This is a genomic window from Enterobacter chuandaensis (assembly GCF_039718975.1).
GTDB lineage: Bacteria > Pseudomonadota > Gammaproteobacteria > Enterobacterales > Enterobacteriaceae > Enterobacter > Enterobacter chuandaensis.
The window spans coordinates 3486885-3506993 of record NZ_CP097173.1; the positions used below are offsets into that span (position 1 = coordinate 3486885).

General features: G+C 57.0%; 12 protein-coding genes. 1 reads left to right on the forward strand and 11 read right to left on the reverse strand.

Features of this window, described 5'->3' with window-relative positions:
- Positions 1–16: 16 nt before the first annotated feature.
- The 11 genes from MX657_RS16815 to MX657_RS16865 all read right to left on the reverse strand — a co-directional run bounded on the left by MX657_RS16815 (position 17) and on the right by MX657_RS16865 (position 18275).
- On the reverse strand, positions 17–1561 hold the full coding sequence (locus tag MX657_RS16815) for a peptide MFS transporter (protein WP_217479164.1): 1545 nt from the start codon (positions 1559–1561) through the stop codon (positions 17–19).
- Between the two features lie 299 nt (positions 1562–1860).
- Positions 1861–3336 carry a ribosome biogenesis GTPase Der gene (gene der, locus MX657_RS16820; RefSeq protein WP_045399786.1) on the reverse strand — a complete coding sequence of 492 codons (1476 nt, stop codon included), beginning with the start codon at positions 3334–3336 and terminating at the stop codon, positions 1861–1863.
- A 112-nt stretch (positions 3337–3448) separates the two neighbouring features.
- Positions 3449–4627: an outer membrane protein assembly factor BamB gene (gene bamB / locus MX657_RS16825; protein ID WP_080328424.1), complete on the reverse strand. Its 1179-nt coding sequence runs from the start codon at positions 4625–4627 to the stop codon at positions 3449–3451.
- 10 nt (positions 4628–4637) lie between these two features.
- Complete coding sequence (locus MX657_RS16830; RefSeq protein WP_346806209.1) at positions 4638–5258, reverse strand: YfgM family protein; 621 nt, start codon at positions 5256–5258, stop codon at positions 4638–4640.
- 13 nt (positions 5259–5271) lie between these two features.
- A complete protein-coding gene (gene hisS / locus MX657_RS16835; RefSeq protein ID WP_346806210.1) occupies positions 5272–6546 on the reverse strand; it encodes a histidine--tRNA ligase in 1275 nt (424 codons plus the stop codon).
- Positions 6547–6626: 80 nt separating this feature from the next.
- Positions 6627–7745, reverse strand: coding sequence for a flavodoxin-dependent (E)-4-hydroxy-3-methylbut-2-enyl-diphosphate synthase (ispG, locus tag MX657_RS16840; RefSeq protein ID WP_080328421.1), 1119 nt, complete (start codon positions 7743–7745; stop codon positions 6627–6629).
- Between the two features lie 26 nt (positions 7746–7771).
- On the reverse strand, positions 7772–8779 hold the full coding sequence (gene rodZ / locus MX657_RS16845; protein ID WP_217479165.1) for a cytoskeleton protein RodZ: 1008 nt from the start codon (positions 8777–8779) through the stop codon (positions 7772–7774).
- Positions 8780–9071: 292 nt separating this feature from the next.
- Positions 9072–10238 carry a bifunctional tRNA (adenosine(37)-C2)-methyltransferase TrmG/ribosomal RNA large subunit methyltransferase RlmN gene (locus tag MX657_RS16850; protein WP_028014062.1) on the reverse strand — a complete coding sequence of 389 codons (1167 nt, stop codon included), beginning with the start codon at positions 10236–10238 and terminating at the stop codon, positions 9072–9074.
- Between the two features lie 169 nt (positions 10239–10407).
- Positions 10408–10839: a nucleoside-diphosphate kinase gene (gene ndk / locus MX657_RS16855; protein WP_003860625.1), complete on the reverse strand. Its 432-nt coding sequence runs from the start codon at positions 10837–10839 to the stop codon at positions 10408–10410.
- A gap of 157 nt (positions 10840–10996) precedes the next feature.
- Positions 10997–13321, reverse strand: a complete 2325-nt coding sequence (pbpC, locus tag MX657_RS16860) for a peptidoglycan glycosyltransferase PbpC (protein ID WP_346806211.1) — start codon at positions 13319–13321, stop codon at positions 10997–10999.
- Position 13322: 1 nt separating this feature from the next.
- Entirely contained in the window at positions 13323–18275 is a 4953-nt protein-coding gene (locus MX657_RS16865) for an alpha-2-macroglobulin family protein (protein WP_346806212.1), read from the reverse strand.
- A gap of 287 nt (positions 18276–18562) precedes the next feature.
- Here MX657_RS16865 and MX657_RS16870 point away from each other — a divergent pair, with 287 nt between their 5' ends.
- On the forward strand, positions 18563–20107 hold the full coding sequence (locus MX657_RS16870) for a PTS transporter subunit EIIC (protein WP_119915350.1): 1545 nt from the start codon (positions 18563–18565) through the stop codon (positions 20105–20107).
- Positions 20108–20109: the final 2 nt, after the last annotated feature.

A 20109-nucleotide genomic window follows, 5' to 3' on the forward strand; every position in this document is an offset into this window, starting at 1 on the left:
CCGGCAAGATCGAGGTTTATGAGGCGTTAGCTGCCGGTTTAGTTTGCGCATTTTCCAGCATGCGGCGCACCGGAACAATGAGGACGATCAGCACTGCGGCACAAATCAGCAGCGCGATGGAGCAGCGGGCAAAGAGATCCGGCAGCATATCCAGCTGATCGGCCTTCACGTGGCCACCAATCAGGCCTGCGGCCAGGTTACCCAGCGCGCTGGCGCAGAACCACAGCCCCATCATCTGGCCGCGCATTCTTTCAGGTGCCAGCAGGGTCATGGTCGCCAGACCGATCGGGCTCAGGCACAGTTCACCGAGCGTCAGCATTAAGATACTGCCCACCAGCCAGAACGGCGATACACCCGCCCCACCGTTGCTCAGCACGTTTTGTGCCGCCAGCATCATCAGGCCAAAGCCCGCAGCCGCGCACAGAATGCCGATAACAAATTTGGTGATGCTGCTCGGGCGAATGTTCATACTCGCCAGCTTCGGCCATGCCCAGCTGAACACCGGGGCCAGCAGGATGATGAACAAGGCGTTGATTGACTGGAACCACACCGCCGGGATCTCGAAATCACCGATCATGCGGTTAGTGTAGTCGTTGGCAAACAGGTTGAACGAGGTTGGCTTCTGCTCAAACGCGGACCAGAAGAACGCGGCGGAGACCAGCAGAATAAAGCAGACCAGCAGCCTGGCGCGTTCTTTCCGGTTCAGGCCCGCGAAAATGAACAGGTAGATAAAGTAGAGGGCAACGGAGGCCGCAATCACATACACCAGTACGCTGGCTACCGCGACCGGGTTAATGACGATCACGCCCTGCGCAATCAGCGTCACGAGCGTTGCCACGCCTGCCGCCAGCGCGAGCAGCCAGACGCCCACGCCGTTGCGCTTCACCACCGGGCTGTTCCAGGTGGAATCGAGGCCGACTTCGCTGTCGTAGCGCTTCATCGCCGGAACCGCAAATACGCGGAAGATAATCAGCGCCACCAGCATCCCGATGCCGCCAATACCAAAGCCCCAGTGCCAGCCGTGAGTTTTAATCAGCCAGCCGGAAATCAGCGGAGCAATGAACGAGCCCATGTTGATACCCATATAGAACAGTGAGAAACCGCCGTCACGACGCGCATCGCCTTTTTTATACAAGGTACCGACCATCACCGAGATACAGGTTTTGAACAGACCAGAACCAAGCACGATGAACATCAGACCGATAAAGAACAGGTTATTGCCCATAATGGCCGACAGCGCGATCGACAGGTGACCGAGCGCAATCAGGATCGAACCGTACCAGACGGCCCTCTGCTGGCCGAGCCAGTTATCCGCCAGCCAGCCGCCCGGCAGCGCAGCCAGGTACATGGTGCCAGCAAAGATACCGACAATCGCCGAGGCGTTTTCACGCGCCAGGCCCATCCCGCCGTCATAGACGGTGGCGGCCATAAACAGGATCAGCAGCGGACGGATGCCGTAAAACGAGAAACGCTCCCACATCTCGGTAAAGAACAGCGAACCGAGCGGATAAGGGTGGCCGAAGAACGTTCGGCTCTCTTTTTGATTAACAGAGGATTGCATAATTCTCCCGAAAGGTATGTGTCGTGCTTGTAAACACCAGCAAGTACGCCGGCCAGTTACGTATCTGACCGATTTTTTACATGCGGCGAAAAGTTAGTTAACCATTTGATAACCAGTCGCTAGTTTTGTCTAGTACCGAACCAGGGACTTTAAGATGAAAATTCGACGATTGTCTACTTTCTTAGATTTAAACGTGGTTGAAAGTGAATAGTGATTGACTTCACAAAGAGAGAACCGGCGGTATGATTTGGGCAAAAAAAACCCGCGATAAACGCGGGCTTTCGTGAAACTGGCAAAGCTTATTTGCTTTTCTTAATGTGCTTAATCAAACGCTTACGCTTACGCATCTGGTTTGGCGTCAGGGTGTTGCGCTTGTTGGCGAACGGGTTTTCCCCTTCCTTGAACTGGATGCGGATAGGCGTGCCCATCACGTCCAGCGATTTACGGAAGTAGTTCATCAGGTAGCGCTTGTAGGAATCCGGCAGGTCTTTCACCTGGTTGCCGTGAATCACTACGATTGGCGGGTTATAGCCACCGGCGTGGGCATATTTCAGCTTCACGCGACGACCGCGCACCAGCGGCGGCTGGTGGTCTTCCGCAGCCATATTCATGATGCGGGTCAGCATGGCGGTGCTTTGACGACGGGTGGAGCTGTCATACGCTTCACGCACGGATTCAAACAGGTTACCCACGCCGCTGCCGTGCAGCGCCGAGATGAAGTGCACACGGGCAAAATCGATAAAGCCCAGACGGAAGTCCAGAGTCTCTTTCACCTGCTCGCGCACTTCATTGCTCAGGCCGTCCCATTTGTTGACCACGATGACCAGTGAGCGCCCACTATTGAGGATAAAGCCGAGCAGTGAGAGATCCTGATCGGAGATACCTTCGCGCGCGTCAATGACCAGCAGCACCACGTTGGCGTCTTCGATCGCCTGCAGAGTTTTGATAACGGAGAATTTTTCCACCACGTCGGTGATTTTTCCGCGCTTACGCACGCCCGCCGTGTCGATGAGTACGTATTCACGTTCATCGCGCTGCATCGGGATGTAGATGCTGTCACGCGTAGTGCCCGGCATGTCGTAGACGACCACGCGCTCTTCACCCAGAATACGGTTAGTAAGCGTAGACTTACCTACGTTTGGACGACCGACAATCGCCAGCTTGATCGGCAGATCCTGCGGGTTGAAGTCGTCCTCAGGCTCTTCTTCTTCGCCCTCTTCACCGTCTTCGAACTGCGCCCAGTATTCAGCGTCTTCGTCCACTTCTTCCGGCGGGTTCACTTCGTCAACCCACGGCAGCAGAACGGTTTCCAGCAGGCTGGTCACGCCACGACCATGTGATGCGGCAATCGGGTAGATTTCACCGAGACCCAGAGACCAGAAATCCGCGACGGCCTGATCGGCATCGATACCGTCAGTTTTGTTCGCCACCAGGAAGGTCGGCTTTTCGCGTGAACGCAGGTGTTTGGCGATTGCGGAGTCCGCCGGCATCAGGCCAGCGCGCGCATCCACCATGAACAGCACCACATCCGCTTCTTCAATCGCCAGCAGCGACTGTTCCGCCATGCGGGTTTCTACGCCGTCTTCTGTGCCGTCAATACCGCCGGTATCGATACAGATGAACTCGCGTCCTTCCACCTCTGCACGACCGTACTTACGGTCACGCGTCAGCCCCGGGAAATCCGCAACCAGCGCATCACGGGTGCGTGTTAAACGGTTAAAAAGAGTGGATTTTCCAACGTTAGGGCGCCCGACAAGCGCGACCACAGGTACCATGTTTGAAGCCTCATAAAATTCAAATAAACGTCGCTTTCGCGGCGTTTTTAAAAATGTCAAAACGGCTCCTGAGTGAACAGGAGCCGTTTAGTATACTACAACCGCCGGGTAATTAACGCGTGATCGCGTACAGCGTGCCGTCTTTTGCCTGAATCAGCAGTTTGCCGTCAGCCACAACCGGGTCGGTCAGGAAACCAGAGCTGTCGACTTTTTGCTGTGCAACAAAGCGACCATTCTCCGGATCGATCCAGTGCATATACCCTTCGCTGTCGCCAACCACCAGGCTACCGTTGTACAGCACTGGCGCGGTCAGCAGACGGTGCAGCAGATCGCTTTGCGTCCACAGCGTCACGCCGCCTTCGGTGCTCAGCGCCAGCAGGCGGTCGTTCTGGTCAACCATATAAATGCGGTTACCATCGACGATGAAGTCATTTACAGAGCCCAGCTCACGTTTCCACATGATCTGGCCGCTGCGCAGATCCAGCGCGGTCAGGTTGCCGTTATAGGCCAGCGCGTAAACCACACCGTCAACGATAACCGGGGTAGTGTCTACGTCGCTCAGGCGGTCAATTTCCGTGGAGCCAGTGGCCTGAGAGATGCGCTGCTGCCAGATCATCTGGCCCTGCTGCATCAGCACGGCGCTCACGCGGCCGTTGTCACCGCCCACAATGGCAGCGCCAAAGGCGGTCGCAGGTGCTGATTCACCGCGCAGAGAGAGCGCAGGCATATCCAGGTTCACGGTCCATTTTACCAGACCGTCCGCTTCGTTCAGCGCCTGCAACTGGCCGTTACTGGTATGAATCAGCACCAGACCGTCGCTCACCACCGGGCGAGACAGAGACTCACCGGCCACGGTTGTTTGCCAGGCAATGGAGCCGTCGCTGCTGTTCAGCGCATACACCTGCGCTTTTTCGCTGCCCACGTAGACGTGACCGCCGGAAACGGTCAGACCGCCAGACAGCAGTGCAGGTTTACGGGAGAACCAGCCGTCTTTTTCCGCCAGGTTAACGGACCAGACTTCTTTCCCGTCATCGGCGTTCACAGCTTTCACGGTACCTTTGCGGTCAGCGGCATAGACAACGCTGTCTGCATACGCCGGATGAAGGTTGGAATAGAAATCACCAATCCCACTGCCCACGGAGACATCCCACGCGGTGGAAGGGGTAAACTGGTTTTCAACCGTCGGCAGTGGGGACATTTTCACAACGTCTTCTTCGCCACTGAACAGTGAACAACCACTCAATAACGTAACAGAAAGCAGTCCTGGCAGAAGTAATTTACGCAATTGCATCGGGTCCCTCTCAGACGGACAAATTATTTATTTTCATCTGCATCATTTCGCTCAGCGCAGGTGACGCTTTGCTCTCTACGCCAGCTTGCCACGCTTTACGCGCGCCCGCTTTGTCACCTTTGCTCAGCAGTGCTTCACCGCGCAAATCGGCAACGATGGCAGCAAAACCTTCGCCTTTGATGGTATCGAGCGTTTTCAGCGCGTCATCCGCTTTTTTCTGCTGAACCTGAATTCGTGCCAGGCGCAGATTGATCACCGCTTTCAGGTTTTCATCGCTTGCGGCAGCAAGGCCCTGAGAGAGCTGAGCAACGGCTTTATCCAGTTCGTTTATATCCACGTACTGCTGAGCCACTTCCAGCGCAGCCAGTGCACCGTAGGTGTTTTTGTTGTCAGCCGCAAATTTCTCTGCCGCAGCCAGCGTTTGCGGCTGGTCTGCACGAATCGCGCTAACGGTATTTTCATACGACAGGGACGCGCCGCGCGCGGAATTCGCCTGATGGTTGTTCCAGTAACGCCAGCCCACCAGCGCACCCACACCTAAAATAACCCCAACAACCAGCGCTTTGCCGTTTTCAGCAAAGAAGCGTTTAATCGCGTCGACCTGATCGTGTTCGTTCTCGTACATTTCCACGCCGTCTTTCTCCTTAGCCCAATAGAGTGCGCAAGTGCGCCGCAACGCCGTCCTGCGTTACCGTTGTCTGCTCACCAGAGCGCAGGTCTTTTACTACCACTTCGCCGTTAGCCACTTCGGACTCGCCCAGCACCAGTGCAATACTTGCGCCCCACTTATCGGCACGAGCAAACTGTTTTTTGAAGTTGCCGCCGCCATGGTTGGTCATCAGCTTAACGCCCGGCAGCGCATCGCGCACGCGTTCGGCAAGCTGCATCGCCGCAGACTGCGTTTCCGCGCCTGAAGCCACCAGGTATATATCGACAACGGAATCTGCTTTAAATTCCGGATTAACTGCCTGAACCAGCAAAACAAGTCGTTCAAGACCCATCGCGAAGCCAACAGCAGGTGCTGCGCGACCGCCAAGTTGCTCAACCAGACCGTCATAACGGCCGCCGGCACATACGGTGCCCTGCGAACCGAGGCTGGTGGTTACCCACTCAAACACGGTGCGGTTGTAGTAGTCCAGACCGCGCACCAGACGCTGGTTCACGGTATAGGCGATGCCCGCCGCTTCAAGCAGCTTGCAAAGACCCGCGAAGTGTTCGCGAGAATCGTCGTCCAGGTAGTCACCCAACGCAGGCGCATCATTTAACAGCGCCTGGACGTCAGGATTTTTGGAATCCAGCACACGCAGCGGGTTGCTGTACATGCGACGCTTGCAGTCTTCGTCGAGCTTCTCTTTATGCTGTTCCAGGAACGCCACCAGCGCATCACGGTAGTTAGCGCGCGCTGCCAGAGAACCGATTGAGTTCAGTTCCAGCGAAACGTGCTCAGAGATGCCGAGCGCACGCCACCAGCGGGCCGTCAGCATAATCAGTTCGGCGTCGATGTCTGGCCCTTGCAGACCAAAAACTTCCACACCCAGCTGGTTGAACTGGCGATAACGACCCTTCTGCGGACGTTCGTGGCGGAACATCGGGCCGATATACCACAGGCGCTGCTCCTGATTGTACAGAAGACCATGTTCGATGCCGGCGCGTACGCAGCCCGCCGTACCTTCCGGACGCAGGGTCAGGCTGTCGCCGTTGCGGTCCTCAAAGGTATACATCTCTTTTTCAACCACGTCGGTGACTTCGCCGATCGCGCGTTTGAATAACGGGGTCTGCTCTACAATCGGCAAACGGATTTCGCTGTAACCGTAGCTGCCGAGCACCTGCTTCAGCGTGCCTTCAATGCGCTGCCAGATGGCGGTTTCGCCAGGCAGGTAATCGTTCATGCCGCGGATGGCTTGAATGTTTTTTGCCACGTTTATTCTCTTTCTATATACAAAAAAAACCCAAAGAATGGGTTCAATCATACATGGGAAGCGGTACGCTTCCCATCACGTTATTTTTCAACCTGCTGAACGTTGATGCGCTGTGTCTCGTCCATCATGGCGGCTTTGGCGCGGATGCGAGCTTCAAGCTGGTCAATCATGTCGCTATTATCCAGACGATCTTTACGAACGCCATCTTCATAGAGACCACTTTTCTTGTTACCGCCGGTGACGCCCAGGGTTGACACCAGCGCTTCACCCGGACCGTTCACCACGCAGCCGATGATGGAAACGTCCATCGGAGTGATGATGTCTTCCAGACGCTGCTCCAGGGCATTGACCGTACCGATCACGTCAAATTCCTGACGCGAACAGGTTGGACAGGCAATGAAGTTGATCCCACGCGAGCGGATACGCAGTGATTTCAGAATATCGAAACCGACCTTGATCTCTTCTACCGGATCCGCCGCCAGCGAGACGCGCAGGGTGTCGCCGATCCCTTCGGAGAGCAGCAGCCCCAGACCGATCGCAGATTTTACAGAGCCACTGCGCAGACCGCCCGCTTCGGTGATCCCGAGGTGCAGAGGCTGATCGATCTCTTTTGCCAGCAGGCGGTAAGACTCCACCGCAAGGAAGACGTCGGACGCTTTTACGCTGACTTTAAACTGATCGAAGTTAAGACGATCGAGATGATCGACATGACGCATCGCGGATTCGAGCAGCGCCTGCGGCGTCGGCTCGCCGTATTTTTCCTGCAGGTCTTTTTCCAGGGAACCGGCATTCACGCCGATACGGATAGGAATATTTTTATCGCGGGCGCAGTCCACTACCATGCGGATACGCTCTTCGTTACCGATGTTGCCCGGGTTAATACGCAGGCAATCGACGCCGTATTCGGCCACTTTCAGCGCGATACGGTAGTCGAAGTGGATATCCGCAACCAGCGGAACGCTGACCTGCTGTTTGATCAGTTTGAACGCCTCGGCGGCATCCATGGTCGGGACGGAGACGCGAACAATGTCCGCGCCTACACGTTCTAATGCTTTGATTTGGTTGACCGTCGCTTCCACGTCCGTGGTGCGCGTATTGGTCATCGACTGGACGGCGATAGGTGCCCCATCGCCGACTGGCACATTCCCAACGTAAATCCGTTTCGATTTTCTACGTTGAATCGGAGCCTGGTTATGCATGAAAAATCTCCCGCGTTGCCCGTCTGTTACTGTGCTGCTGATTGTTCGGCATTAACGGTAAGACGTGCAACCTGGTTAGTTCTGATAAAGCGGCTCAGGTCGACAGGTTTTCCTTGATACTGGATCTGTACCGCTGCCGGAGCGCCGATTTTAAGTTTGTAAGGAGCCTGACCCGTTAGGTTTAACGTGCCATCTTTCCGCTGCAGGCCGCTGAACAGTTTTTTGCCTGTCGCGTCAGTGACTTCCAGCCAGCAGTCGGCGGTGAAGTTCATCACCAGCGCGTTAGGATCGGCAGCAGGAGCAGCAGTGGCCGCCGGGTCGGTCGGCAGAGATGCTGCGGTGTTATCCGCAGGCTGAGTGGCCGCAGGCGCGTTCGTTGCGGTATCCACATTTGCCTGAGAAGGCGCGACAACCGCGTTTTGATCCTGAGCCTGAGGTGCAGTGGTGTTCGCCGTAGCTGCCGGAGCCTGCGCGGCATCGGATGCTGGCGCCGCAGTCTGCGGTTCGCTTGAGGTGTCTGCGCCGTCAGTATTCAGCGGCACGCTCTGTGCGCCACCATTTCCAGCCTGATTGAGTTCAGCGGAGGATTGATCGGCCATGGTGGTGATCTCTTCCTGCTGCGCCTTGTGGTTTTGCCACCACCATGCGCCGGTCAGGCCGACAACAACAAACAGCACCAGCCAGGTAAAGCTCATCAGCCAACCATCACGTTTTTTACGACGTTTTCCCAGAGAGAAGGTCTGCATCGGCGCAACTTTGGCTGCACGAACAGGTGCCTGCTTCTCCATCATCGGCAGTAATTCGTCTTCGGGGATGTGCACCAGTTTTGCATAAGAGCGGATATAGCCGCGCAGGAAGGTTGAAGCCAGATCGGCAGGCGCCTTATCTTCTTCAATATCGCGAACCGTGGAAACCTTCAGGCACAAGCGTTCCGCAACGGCTTGCTGGCTGAGTCCGAGTTGTTCACGGGCGTTGCGAAGACGAACGCCAGTGGAGAGTGCTTCATGTTGGTCGTGAGTGGCTTCAGTATTCATTCGCTACAACTACTGGTACGTGAAAAATAAGGGTTCAGGTGCCGGTGAGTCACAATGCCACCCGCACCGCGAAACTTCTGGTCAGTTAACCTTGAACAGACAGTATAAGACTGTCAGCCGGTAGATGACAGTGCAGCTCTGCCCGCCTGGCTAAACTGTTGTTACGTCGTTACATACTGCCCGAAACTCATATGAAACGCACCGTAATTATTAATCAAACATCACGAATCTGACTGATTATTCAGTCAGATTATGCATCACAGCGTAGATAATGCGCCGTGATGCATAATAATCAAACAGCTTTAACCGCAATGGTCTCGCCCTGCATGCGTTTACGCAGGGTACGTTTGGTACGGTCGATGACGTCACCGGCCAGCTGTCCGCATGCAGCATCAATATCATCACCGCGGGTTTTACGCACAATCGTGGTGAAACCGTACTCCATCAGCACCTTGGAGAAACGGTCAATACGGCTGTTCGAGCTGCGGCCATACGGCGCGCCCGGGAACGGGTTCCATGGGATCAGGTTGATTTTGCATGGCGTATCTTTCAGCAGTTCAGCCAGCTGATGCGCATGCTCGGTACCGTCGTTAACGTGGTCAAGCATCACGTATTCGATAGTTACGCGGCCCTGGTTCGCGTTGGATTTCTCCAGATAACGACGCACGGCAGCGAGGAAGGTTTCGATATTGTACTTTTTGTTGATCGGTACAATTTCGTCACGAATTTCATCGTTTGGTGCGTGCAGGGAGATGGCCAGCGCAACGTCAATCATGTCGCCCAGCTTATCCAGCGCAGGTACAACGCCAGAGGTAGACAGCGTCACGCGACGCTTGGACAGGCCAAAACCGAAGTCATCCAGCATGATTTCCATCGCCGGAACCACGTTGGTCAGGTTCAGCAGCGGCTCACCCATCCCCATCATCACCACGTTGGTGATAGGACGCGTACCGGTCACTTTTGCCGCACCCACGATTTTCGCGGCACGCCAGACCTGACCGATAATTTCGGACACGCGCAGGTTACGGTTAAAGCCTTGCTGTGCGGTTGAGCAGAATTTGCACTCCAGCGCACAGCCAACCTGAGAGGAGACGCACAGCGTGGCGCGATCGTCTTCCGGAATGTAGACGGTTTCAACGCGCTGATCGCCTACCGCAATCGCCCATTTGATGGTGCCGTCTGCCGAGCGCTGCTCTTCCACTACTTCCGGCGCGCGGATTTCAGCCACTTCTTTGAGCTTGTTGCGCAGCACTTTGTTGATGTCGGTCATCTCATCAAAGTTGTCGCTGCAGTAGTGGTACATCCACTTCATCACCTGATCGGCACGAAACGGCTTCTCACCCATATCTTTAAAGAACTCGCGCATCTGCTGACGGTTCAGGTCCAGCAGGTTAATTTTTCCATTTTTATTGGGAACCGCAGGAATGGCGACTTCGGAGGTATTCACTAATTCAGACATAATTTTTTCCGGCCTCGTTGTTACACGTTATGGCCCATGGAGGGTTGAATAGAAACGCCCCGGAAAGCGGTCTGCTCGTCCGGGGCGTTGCATTGTACAAAGTCTGGCGCAGGGATGCCACGTCTGGACGCGGCATTTACGAAAATAATGTGTAAACGAAACCGTTAAATTAACGGGTACGTGGACACACTTCGCCTTCAGCGAAGAAGAACGCGATTTCGCGCGCAGCAGACTCAACGGAGTCGGAACCGTGGGTGCCGTTCTCGGTGAAGCTGTCCGCGTAGTCAGCGCGCAGAGTACCTGCCAGCGCGTTGTCCGGGTTGGTTGCACCCAGCAGATCGCGGTGACGCTGTACCGCGTTTTCGCCTTCCAGTACGGAAACCACGATCGGGCCGGAGGTCATGAACTCAACCAGACCGTCAAAGAATGGGCGACCTTCGTGCTCAGCGTAGAAACCGCGAGCCTGTTCAACGGTCAGGTGCAGCATTTTGGTGCCAACGATCTTAAACCCTGCTGATTCAAAGCGAGCGAAGATGCTGCCAATAACGTTTTTTGCCACCGCGTTTGGTTTGATGATGGAAAAAGTACGTTCAATAGCCATGATAACCTCTGTAAAATGTTCTGTTGTTTTGCATACCTGAGTATGGTGTGGCGCGGATTATAAAGAGCAATAGCGCCATTGCCTATGGATTCAGGTAACATTTTTTTAAAATAAGACGAGTTTTAGCAACAGCTCACATCTGAAAGCTGTTTCAGGATCACTGCAGCGTAAAATTCACCGTCGCGACCTGCCCGGTCTCATCCATAACGAGTAATTGATAATCGCCCGACTTATCAAGCTGTAATGTGTAAACTCTTCCCTTCACACTCAGCGGTTCACCGTTCAAAAACCACCAGCGCTCGCCGCTGTTGCCGGTCGCCTGAAGCGGCAGCGAAACGCGGGACTCCCCCGGCAGACGTTTTATGACGGCTCCTTCGCGCACGCCTGTCAGGATGAGTGGCGCAGGTGCGTCCTGCGACAGCGGAGGACAGGTTGTTGATGAAGGCGGGACCCGTACCGTGCGACGCTCGGTCGCAGGCAGCCACGGCTCCAGCGGCAGCGGCCAGACATCCAGGACTTTTTCCGTTGCATCAGGGCAATCTGCCGCAACGCGTTTGCCTTCTTTATCCACCCAGACCGGGAAACGAATGCCGCGAATGCCTTCCTGTTCCGGTAATAGCAGCGTGGGTGGTTCACTCCCTTCCAGCAGCCAGGTCGACAGGCGACGGCGGCAGTTTTCACTCCCTTCCGGCAGCGACTGGCCGCCCGGCCAGCAGATGACGCCCCGCCCGACGCTTTCCGGGCGCGGATCGCGCGGCTGCCGGGCTTCGTCTACCGTAGAACGTGACTGAAGCAGGTTATTAACCTGATTCAGGAGCGGAACCGCACTGGCAAAACCAAACTGCCCCGCCACCGGCGTGCCGTCCGGTCGTCCGGTCCATATACCGATGACGTAACGGGCATTCAGACCGATGGCCCAGGCATCCCGGTAGCCGTAGCTGGTTCCCGTTTTCCACGCCAGCGGCGCAATTTGCGGCAGCGCGCTGTCCGGCAGCGGCTGTGACTCATTCGCCAGAATACGGCGAATAATCCACGCCGAGCCTGGCGATAACAGCGGGCGTTCAGTCAGGGGATCGCCGGGCTGCAGGCGTAATCTTCCCGCTTTACCGTGACGGGCAAAAGCACTGTAGGCGGCGGCAATATCCGCCAGCCGCGCGCCTGCGCCTCCCAGAATCAGCGACAGATTCGGCTGCGCCCCCGCAGGCAGGATCAGCGGCAGCCCGGCGTTGCTAAGCATCCCGGCAAACCGTTTGGGGCCATAGGCTTCCAGCACCTGTACCGCTGGCAGGTTGAGGGAGCGCACCAGCGCTTCACTCATGCTGACCGGCCCGTGGAACCCGCTGTCAAAATTTCCCGGGCGATAGTCACCGGTTTTTCTGGGGACGTCCTGAAGCAGCGAGGCGGGGTGGATCAGGCCGTCGTCCAGCGCCATACCGTAGATAAATGGCTTTAACACCGATCCCGGGGATCGGATCGCATTGACCATGTCCACATGACTAAAACGACTGTCATCGTTAATATCCACCGAACCGACCCAGCCGCGCACCTTCATGTCGGTATGATCGACGACGATCAACGCCAGCGAACTGCGTGCCGGCAGGCGGGATTTCCAGTTCATCGCCAGCTCTTCCAGCTGGCGCTGCAGTCCGGCATCCAGCGTGGTGACAATTTTCGTATCGCGACTTTTGCCGAGCATCATGCGTGCAAAGAGCGGCGCCAGCTGCGGCATCTGCCGGGGAGCCAGCCATACTGGCTCTTCACGGGACTCCTCCACCTGCTTTGCTGACCAGACGCCCTGGGTCATCATACGGTCGAGCACTTTGTTGCGTGCCGCTTCGGCCCGCTCCGGCCAGCGATCCGGGCGCAGACGGCTGGGCGCCTGTGGCAATACCGCCAGCAGCGCCGCGTCGGAATAACTCAACTGCGAAGGGGGTTTCCCAAGATAGGTCCAGCTTGCCGCCCCCACGCCCTGCAGCGTGCCGCCAAACGGGGCGCGATTGAGATAGAGCGTGAGAATGTCGCGTTTGGAAAGATGCCACTCAAGCTGCATCGCCCGCCAGAGCTGACGAACTTTGCCGCCAACGGTGCGCGGATGCGGATCCAGCAGGCGCGCCACCTGCATGGTAAGCGTACTTCCTCCCGAAACCACTCTTCCGGAGCTGAGATCCTGCCAGGCAGCGCGCAGGACAGAGAGCGGGTTTACACCTGGATGCTCCCAGAACCAGCGATCTTCATACTGGATCAGAGCTTCAAGATAACGGGGAGAAACCTCTTCAATGGTCACCGGGTAGCGCCAGATGCCTTCGCTGTCGGCAAAACGCCAGAGCGGCGCGCCCTTCTCGTCCACCACAACTCGCGCAGGGTTAACCTCTTTCAGAGGCAGTGGCCACAGGCGGTCGGCGGCGATAATCAGCCCCCCTAAAACGAGAAGCGCTCCCGCCAGCCAGAGCCAGCGGGAGCGTGTCAGACGTGCCATTCGCATGTTACGGAACAACGATCAGCGGGCCGCTGGCCGCACCCGTTGCCCGCCACTGCGGAACATACATAGACTCCACCATCGGCACCGGCACCTGGTAGGTTCCCGGCGTCACGGCACGGGCCAGATAAACCAGCGTGACCGGCTGACCTTCATTTACCGGCACGGCGGCCACAAAACGATCATCGCGGAACTCCATATGCTGAATATCCGCCTGCTGCATCTGGCTGAGCAGGTTCTGCACTTCGCTGCCGCTGTCCTGCAGGCTGGCGCTGCTGCTCGACAGGTTCTGGTTTTCCAGCTCCAGACCTGCCGGGAGGAGATCCACCACCAGCGCGTCCGGCACATTCTGGCTGGCTTTCACTTCAAGCCAGACCAGCACCAGTTCACCGCTTTTCAGCGAAGAGAGTGATTTGCTGCTGCCGTCTGTTGCCAGGATATGGCGTTCCACCTGCAGCACGTTTGAGCTCGGCTGAGGCGCATATTCCGGATAGCCGATGCTGTCGAGTCGCACCCACAACGGTGCCATACCGGTATTGGTTACCTGCAGCGCGCCAAGCTGGTCGCCACTTACGTTTTGTACCTGCGCCTTATCGCCGCCGGATGCGGAATCAGACAGAGAGGTTTTCGCCTGCCATGCACCTGACAGGGTTTGCAGCGAACGTCCAGCCAGGAACAGCGCATTGCTCTCCTGGGTGGACAGCCAGCGCTGGCCAAAAGCCTGTTCAGACAGGGCATTCAGCAGCGTATTTTGCGCATCCGGCAGCAATTTATACTCATCGAGAAGGGAGAGCATCAGCGCATTATCGCGAAGCGGGCTGCCATAGTCGGCCATCCAGGTTTTGCTGTCGTTGCGCGGCGTTTTAAGTGCCAGATCCAGCGCCTGCTGGCTGCGCGGGGCATCGCCCATCAGTTTGAGCGCCATACCCAGCTGCATCAGCGGCAGCCCGGAAGCCGCCTGAGCGTGACGATCCCAGATTTCACGCAGCGCGCCAAGCGGCGCTTTTTGCTGACGCGCCAGCACCAGCGAGGCATACGCCTGTACGGCAAATTTGCTGGCCTGGGTGTTGTCGCTGTAGCGAATGGACATCATGCCCGGATCCTGCAGGTAGCGCAGCAGACGGCTATTAGCATTGTTCACCGCATCTGCGGGTACGCTGTAGCCCTGCTCGCCCGCGCGTACCAGGAAGTCAGTCACATAGGCGGTCAGCCAGTACTCTTCCGGGCCATTTTTATCCCACAAGGCAAAACCGCCATCATCACGCTGCATCTGCAGCAGACGAGAGATCCCAATATCAATGGCAGCACGGCGCTTGTCATCGGTATCTCCTTTTATACCAAGCGCGGTAAGCTGCGCGGCGTTGGTATAGAGGGACGGGAACAGGCCGCTGGTGGTCTGCTCCAGGCAGCCATACGGATACGCCTGCAGTTCGCGGATGTAGCGCGCCAGGTTGAGCGGTGGTTTGCCGCTCAGCAGCAGTTGCCCCTGCAGGATGGCAGGAGAGAAATCGTTGATATGCTGCGCCGGTGCGATCCAGGACTCACCGGGGTTCAGCATGGCACCGGTATTTACCGTCTGCGCCGGGAACGCCGGACGCACGCCGATTTTCCAGCTCTTCTGCTGCGGGGCAAAGGTTTCGCCCGGAAGCTCCAGGCCGGTAACCTGCGCCGTCACCTCACCGTCGCCATACCCCTCCAGCGCGCGCACCGGAATAAACAGGGTGCTGCGCGCGCCCGGAGGCAACTGAACAGGCTGCGGCTGTGCGCCTTCCAGTGACAGTTTGCCTGTCGCGCTCAGGGCGACGTTCAGCGTTTGCGGTTTGTCGGTCAGGTTAGTGAGATCCAGCGTCAACCGTGAGGTATCTCCACTTGCCAGGAAGCGCGGCGTATTAAGCTCGGTAATAACCGGCGCGGCCACTACAACCTTACTTTCGCTGCTGCCGAAATCATCTTCCGTCCAGGCCTGCGCCATCAGACGCAGCTCGCCGTTGAAATCACCAATCGGCAGCGTAACGGTGCCTTCACCGTTGGCATCCAGCGTAACCGGCTGCGCCTGCTGGGCAATAATGGTGACGTGGTTCACCGGCGGTTTGCCGCCGCGCTTGAGTTCATCGCCGTCACCACCGAAACGCAGCGCGGCCATACGACCCTGCCCTTCAATGACCTGGCCGTAGATATCGTAGATATCCGCGCCGTAACGCTTCTGACCGAAGAAAGCCTGCCACGGATCCGGCGTGACGTAATCGGTAATATTCAGCACGCCGCTGTCCACCGCCGAGACCAGGACGTTCACTTTCTGCGGAACCGCCCCCTCTTTCACGCTGGCTTTAACTTTCACAGAAAGCGTCTGATTCGGACGCATTTTATGTGGGTTATCCAGCGCAATGTTCAGGCGACGATTTTCATCCCCCATCGGCAAATGCAGCAGGCCGACCGCGCGTTTTGGCGTGGCGGATTTGGATTTATCGCCAGGACGAACCACCAGCGTGCTGAGGTAGAGATCGTGACGTTTCCAGGCTTTATCCACCGGAATGGAGAGATCCAGACCGTTTGCCGGCACGTCGATCTCTTTCCACCACAGCGGCCCTTCGCTGGATTCGATCATGGCATAGCCCTTGCCTGCGGCTGGCGCTGCAATGTGCAGGTTTATGGTATCGCCTGGCTGATAGGCTGGCTTATCCAGTTTCAGCGTCACGCGGTCAGGACGCGCCGCACCCGTGCCGTCGCTGTTATCCTGCCAGCTGTAACCTGCCCAGAAGCGCACGCTGCTGACCATCTCATCAGGCGCTTTCACTTCCAGACGGTATGAGCCCCACTCCACTGGAAAGGTGACTTTACCGGTTTCATCTGCCTTGAGGCTAAGCTCCTGCTCGCCCTCAATCAGATCTTTTTGATCGAACTGAGACTGCCAGCCTTCGCTCTCAGACCAGTTCCAGAAGTAGTCACGGCGTTCGCGAATCAGGCGAACCTGCAAACCGGACACCGCTTTTTTCGCGCCGCTGGCATCGGCATAGACGATGTCAAAGCTGGCGTTGCCGTTCTCGTCGACAATCGGCTGGTTGACGGTGGTATCGGTGCGGTAGTCGTACACGGCTTTACTGGCGAACTGAGGGCGGATACCCGGCAGCTCCGCCGCCGGCCAGATAGCCTGCTCGGCACGACGCGTCACCGGACGACCGCCGGATTCCAGCAGGCTGGCCTGCAGGATCAGCTGCAATGGAGAGTGCACCTCTTTCCACTGACTTTCAGTGGTGACCTGACCACGTCCCTGCTCGTCCAGCGTAAGCTGCACTTCGTCCAGGCTACGGCTCAGGTTTTCCTCGGCGATATCACCAAACTGGAAGCCCGGTAGCGCTGCAACCGCCTCACGCAACGGACGCAGGAAAAGCTGGCCCTGCAGCGAGTTGCCGTTGGCAGGTGCGCCGTAGAGGTAGTAGCCCACGACGTTAAAGTCCACATCATCCTGTGGGGAAACCGGTGCTTTTTCTGCCGTCAGGTTCAGCGCCATGCGTTCAGGCATGAAATCTTCGACGTGGAAATCCCACATGCGCTGCTGGTTATCGCCCGTGTTGGCACGAATATGCCACATGCCGGTCTGCGCGCCGCTATCAAGCGGGTAGTTGAAGCGATAGAGACCGTTCTCAGGCTGTACAACGATCGTGCGCGCGACCTGGCCGTCCGGGCGCAGCACGTCAAGTTTGACGGGCTGATCGGGAAGCGGTTTTCCGTCGCTGTCGCGCAGCAGGCCGTTGAGGATCACTGTTTCACCTGGACGATAGAGATCGCGCGGGCCAAACATAAAGAACTGTTTGCTGTAGCCAGGGCTACCGGCGATATCGAACTCCGCCAGATCCAGCGCCGGAAGCTTGAGATCGAGCAGCGTGGTCTGGCCGTCTTTGCTGGCCAGAATAAGCGCGGCTTCTTTATCGGTTTCAAGCTTCGCATGACCGTCGGCGTCGCTGTTGGCTTCGGCGAGGGTCTGGCCCTTGTCATTCAGCAGCGTGACGGTGACACCGGACTGCGCCGCACCGTTTTCCAGACTCTGGGTGAAAATGTCCAGCCGGTTATGATAGCGGTGAGCGGACAAACCGATATCGCTCAGGGTAAAGAGCGTTGCGGCATTGCTGTAGCTGTAATGCCCGGCCTGATTCATCACCGCAATGTAGACGCCAGACTGCTGGAGCGGCTTGATATCTTTGAGCGGCAGGAGCAATTTTTCACGCGTGTTGCGCGCCGGGTTGAGATCGAAGCGGCCGGTGTAGACCAGTTCCGCCATCTTCAGCAGATTGTCAGATTCCCAGTTGGTCAGCGAGTTACGGTACTCCCACTGGCTGACAAACGAGGCCAGCGACTCCGGCTTCACGCGGTAGAAATTGACGTCCACATTGTTGACGTTAAGCGCCATCACTGGCAGACCTTCCACCACCTTGCCCGGCAGCAGCGAGCCGCGACTGGCAAAGCCGACCGTCGGCTCTATATCTCGCGTGGTCAGGGCTTTTTCATAATCAATGCCAAAGGTCGCCTTATTCAACGCCTTCAGGCCGCGTTCAACGGTGACGACCAGATTACGGTTAGGCTCCAGATGACGCAGGCGCAGCTCTTTCAGATTGGGCGCAAGCTCCCACGCCCCGTCAACTTTGCCGCTTTTTTTATCCACGACATGCACCGTTTTGGCGAAATCCTGATCGGGATCCAGCGGTACAGAGAAGGTCAGCACCAGCGTGGCGGCACCGTCGAGCTGAACTTCAGAGGCATCCAGCAGGGTCAGCGCTTTTCCCTGACTCTGGGCGGCCAGTTTAGCCAGCGTTTCAGCATTGGGCTTTTCCGCGGCCTTCGGTGTTGATGCGGTGGATGCCGCGGGAGCCGCAGCCTGGGGCTTATCGTCGCTATTATCACAGCCGACAAGCGTAAACGTAGTGAGCAGCGCGAGAGAGATCGCGGCTAAGCGAAACGGTTTCATCCTTTGTCCCTGGCCTGAGGAGGCCTGTTGGTCGTCGTCCGGATAAGTATTATCCGCAAGTTTCGTTAATACAAAAAGTCCATTTTTAGGATCTGGAAAGCGCCTCGCAGAATGGCATCACACCGTTACACCGGGATGGAACCGCGATCACAGCCCATAACGTCACATGTTACCTTTCACGTCATTTGTTTTTAAAACAATAAGATAGGTGGATAAACTCGCCTGAGGGCTGCTAGTTTTATGACCATGACGCACCCCGAGTGCGCGGTTCAATAAGAGAGAAAGCCATGAAACGAGCCGTGAACGCCCTACAAAATTTCGGAAAATCATTGTATGGACCGGTACTTATCTTACCGATCGTCGGTCTGTTTATCGCCTTTGGTAACGTGCTGGGTAACGGTAATCTCGCAGAATACCTGCCGTTTCTGGGCCATCCTCTGATTCAGCATATTGGTCAACTTATCGCGAAATCTGCCGTGTCGGTGCTGGTCAACCTGGCGCTGGTGTTTGCCGTCGGGATCCCAATTGGTCTGGCGACGCGCGATAAAGGCTACGCGGCGCTGATTGGTCTGGTGACCTTCGTGGTGTTCATTAATGCCATGAATGTGACGCTGCAGCTGCAGGGGGAACTGGCCCCGGCTGACCAGATGAAAGCCGCCGGGCAAAGCATGGTGCTGGGCGTGCAGGTGCTGGAGATGGGGGTCTTTGCGGGGATCCTCACCGGTGCGCTGTCGGGATATCTGTACAACAAATACTCCGGCGTACAATTTAACGGCGCGATGGCGATTTACTCCGGCCACTGTTTTGTCGCCATCGTCATGTTGCCCGTCTCTATGCTGCTCGGCGTGGTAATGAGCGAACTGTGGCCGTTTGCCCAGCACGGTATTAGCACCCTGGCGCTGGCTATCAAAGGCTCCGGGCCGTTTGGCGTGGCGATCTACGGTTTTCTTGAACGCATTCTGGTGCCAACCGGCCTGCACCATCTGGTTTATACGCCGTTCCTCTATACCGAACTGGGCGGCACGCAGGAGGTGTGCGGCGCAACCTATCAGGGCGCCCGCAATATCTACTTCGCCGAGATGGCCTGCCCGGAGGTGAAGCAGCTCAGCAGCACCGTAGTCTGGGATGCACGCGGCATCAGCAAGATGTTCGGTCTGCCTGCCGCCGCGCTGGCGATGTACATGACCGCAAAGCCGGAGCGTAAAGCCATTGCGAAAGCGATTTTGATCCCGGCGGCACTGACCTCGCTGCTGGTGGGTGTGACCGAGCCGATTGAGTTCTCCTTCCTGTTCGTCGCCCCGCTGCTGTTCGTGGTGCATGCAGTGCTGACCGGCATCGGCATGATGCTGTTCTCGCTGCTGGGCGTTCACGCCATCGGCGCCAACGGGATTATCGATTTCATCCTCTACAACCTGCCGCTCGGTACGGAGAAGTCCAACTGGCCGATGTACATCGTGGTCGGGCTGATCATGTTCGCCCTCTACTTCGTGGTGTTCCGCTTCCTGATCCTGCGCTTCAACATGAAAACGCCCGGACGTGAGGATGAGGACCAGGAGACGCGCCTTTACAGCAAGCAGGAGTACCAGGCGAAGGGCAATAACGACGGGCTGGGTGAATCCATCGTCGTCGGGCTGGGCGGACGGGAAAATATAGAGGTGGTGGATAACTGCTACACCCGCTTACGCGTCACGGTGAAGGACGTTGACATCATCGACGAACCACGCCTGAAGGCAACCGGCGCGAAAGGGATTATCAAACAAGGTAACAACGTTCAGGTGGTCTACGGGCTGCATGTCAAAAAAATGCGAGAAGCCGTTGAGACGTTTCTCTGAAA

Bases quoted from the DNA above. Each gene is read 5' to 3' on its own strand.
- MX657_RS16815 (WP_217479164.1), bottom strand. From the start codon at position 1,561: ATGCAATCCTCTGTTAATCAAAAAGAGAGCCGAACGTTCTTCGGCCAC.
- der (WP_045399786.1), bottom strand. From the start codon at position 3,336: ATGGTACCTGTGGTCGCGCTTGTCGGGCGCCCTAACGTTGGAAAATCC.
- MX657_RS16865 (WP_346806212.1), bottom strand. From the start codon at position 18,275: ATGAAACCGTTTCGCTTAGCCGCGATCTCTCTCGCGCTGCTCACTACG.
- MX657_RS16870 (WP_119915350.1), top strand. From the start codon at position 18,563: ATGAAACGAGCCGTGAACGCCCTACAAAATTTCGGAAAATCATTGTAT.
- ndk (WP_003860625.1), bottom strand. From the start codon at position 10,839: ATGGCTATTGAACGTACTTTTTCCATCATCAAACCAAACGCGGTGGCA.
- bamB (WP_080328424.1), bottom strand. From the start codon at position 4,627: ATGCAATTGCGTAAATTACTTCTGCCAGGACTGCTTTCTGTTACGTTA.
- rodZ (WP_217479165.1), bottom strand. From the start codon at position 8,779: ATGAATACTGAAGCCACTCACGACCAACATGAAGCACTCTCCACTGGC.
- pbpC (WP_346806211.1), bottom strand. From the start codon at position 13,321: ATGCGAATGGCACGTCTGACACGCTCCCGCTGGCTCTGGCTGGCGGGA.
- MX657_RS16850 (WP_028014062.1), bottom strand. From the start codon at position 10,238: ATGTCTGAATTAGTGAATACCTCCGAAGTCGCCATTCCTGCGGTTCCC.
- ispG (WP_080328421.1), bottom strand. From the start codon at position 7,745: ATGCATAACCAGGCTCCGATTCAACGTAGAAAATCGAAACGGATTTAC.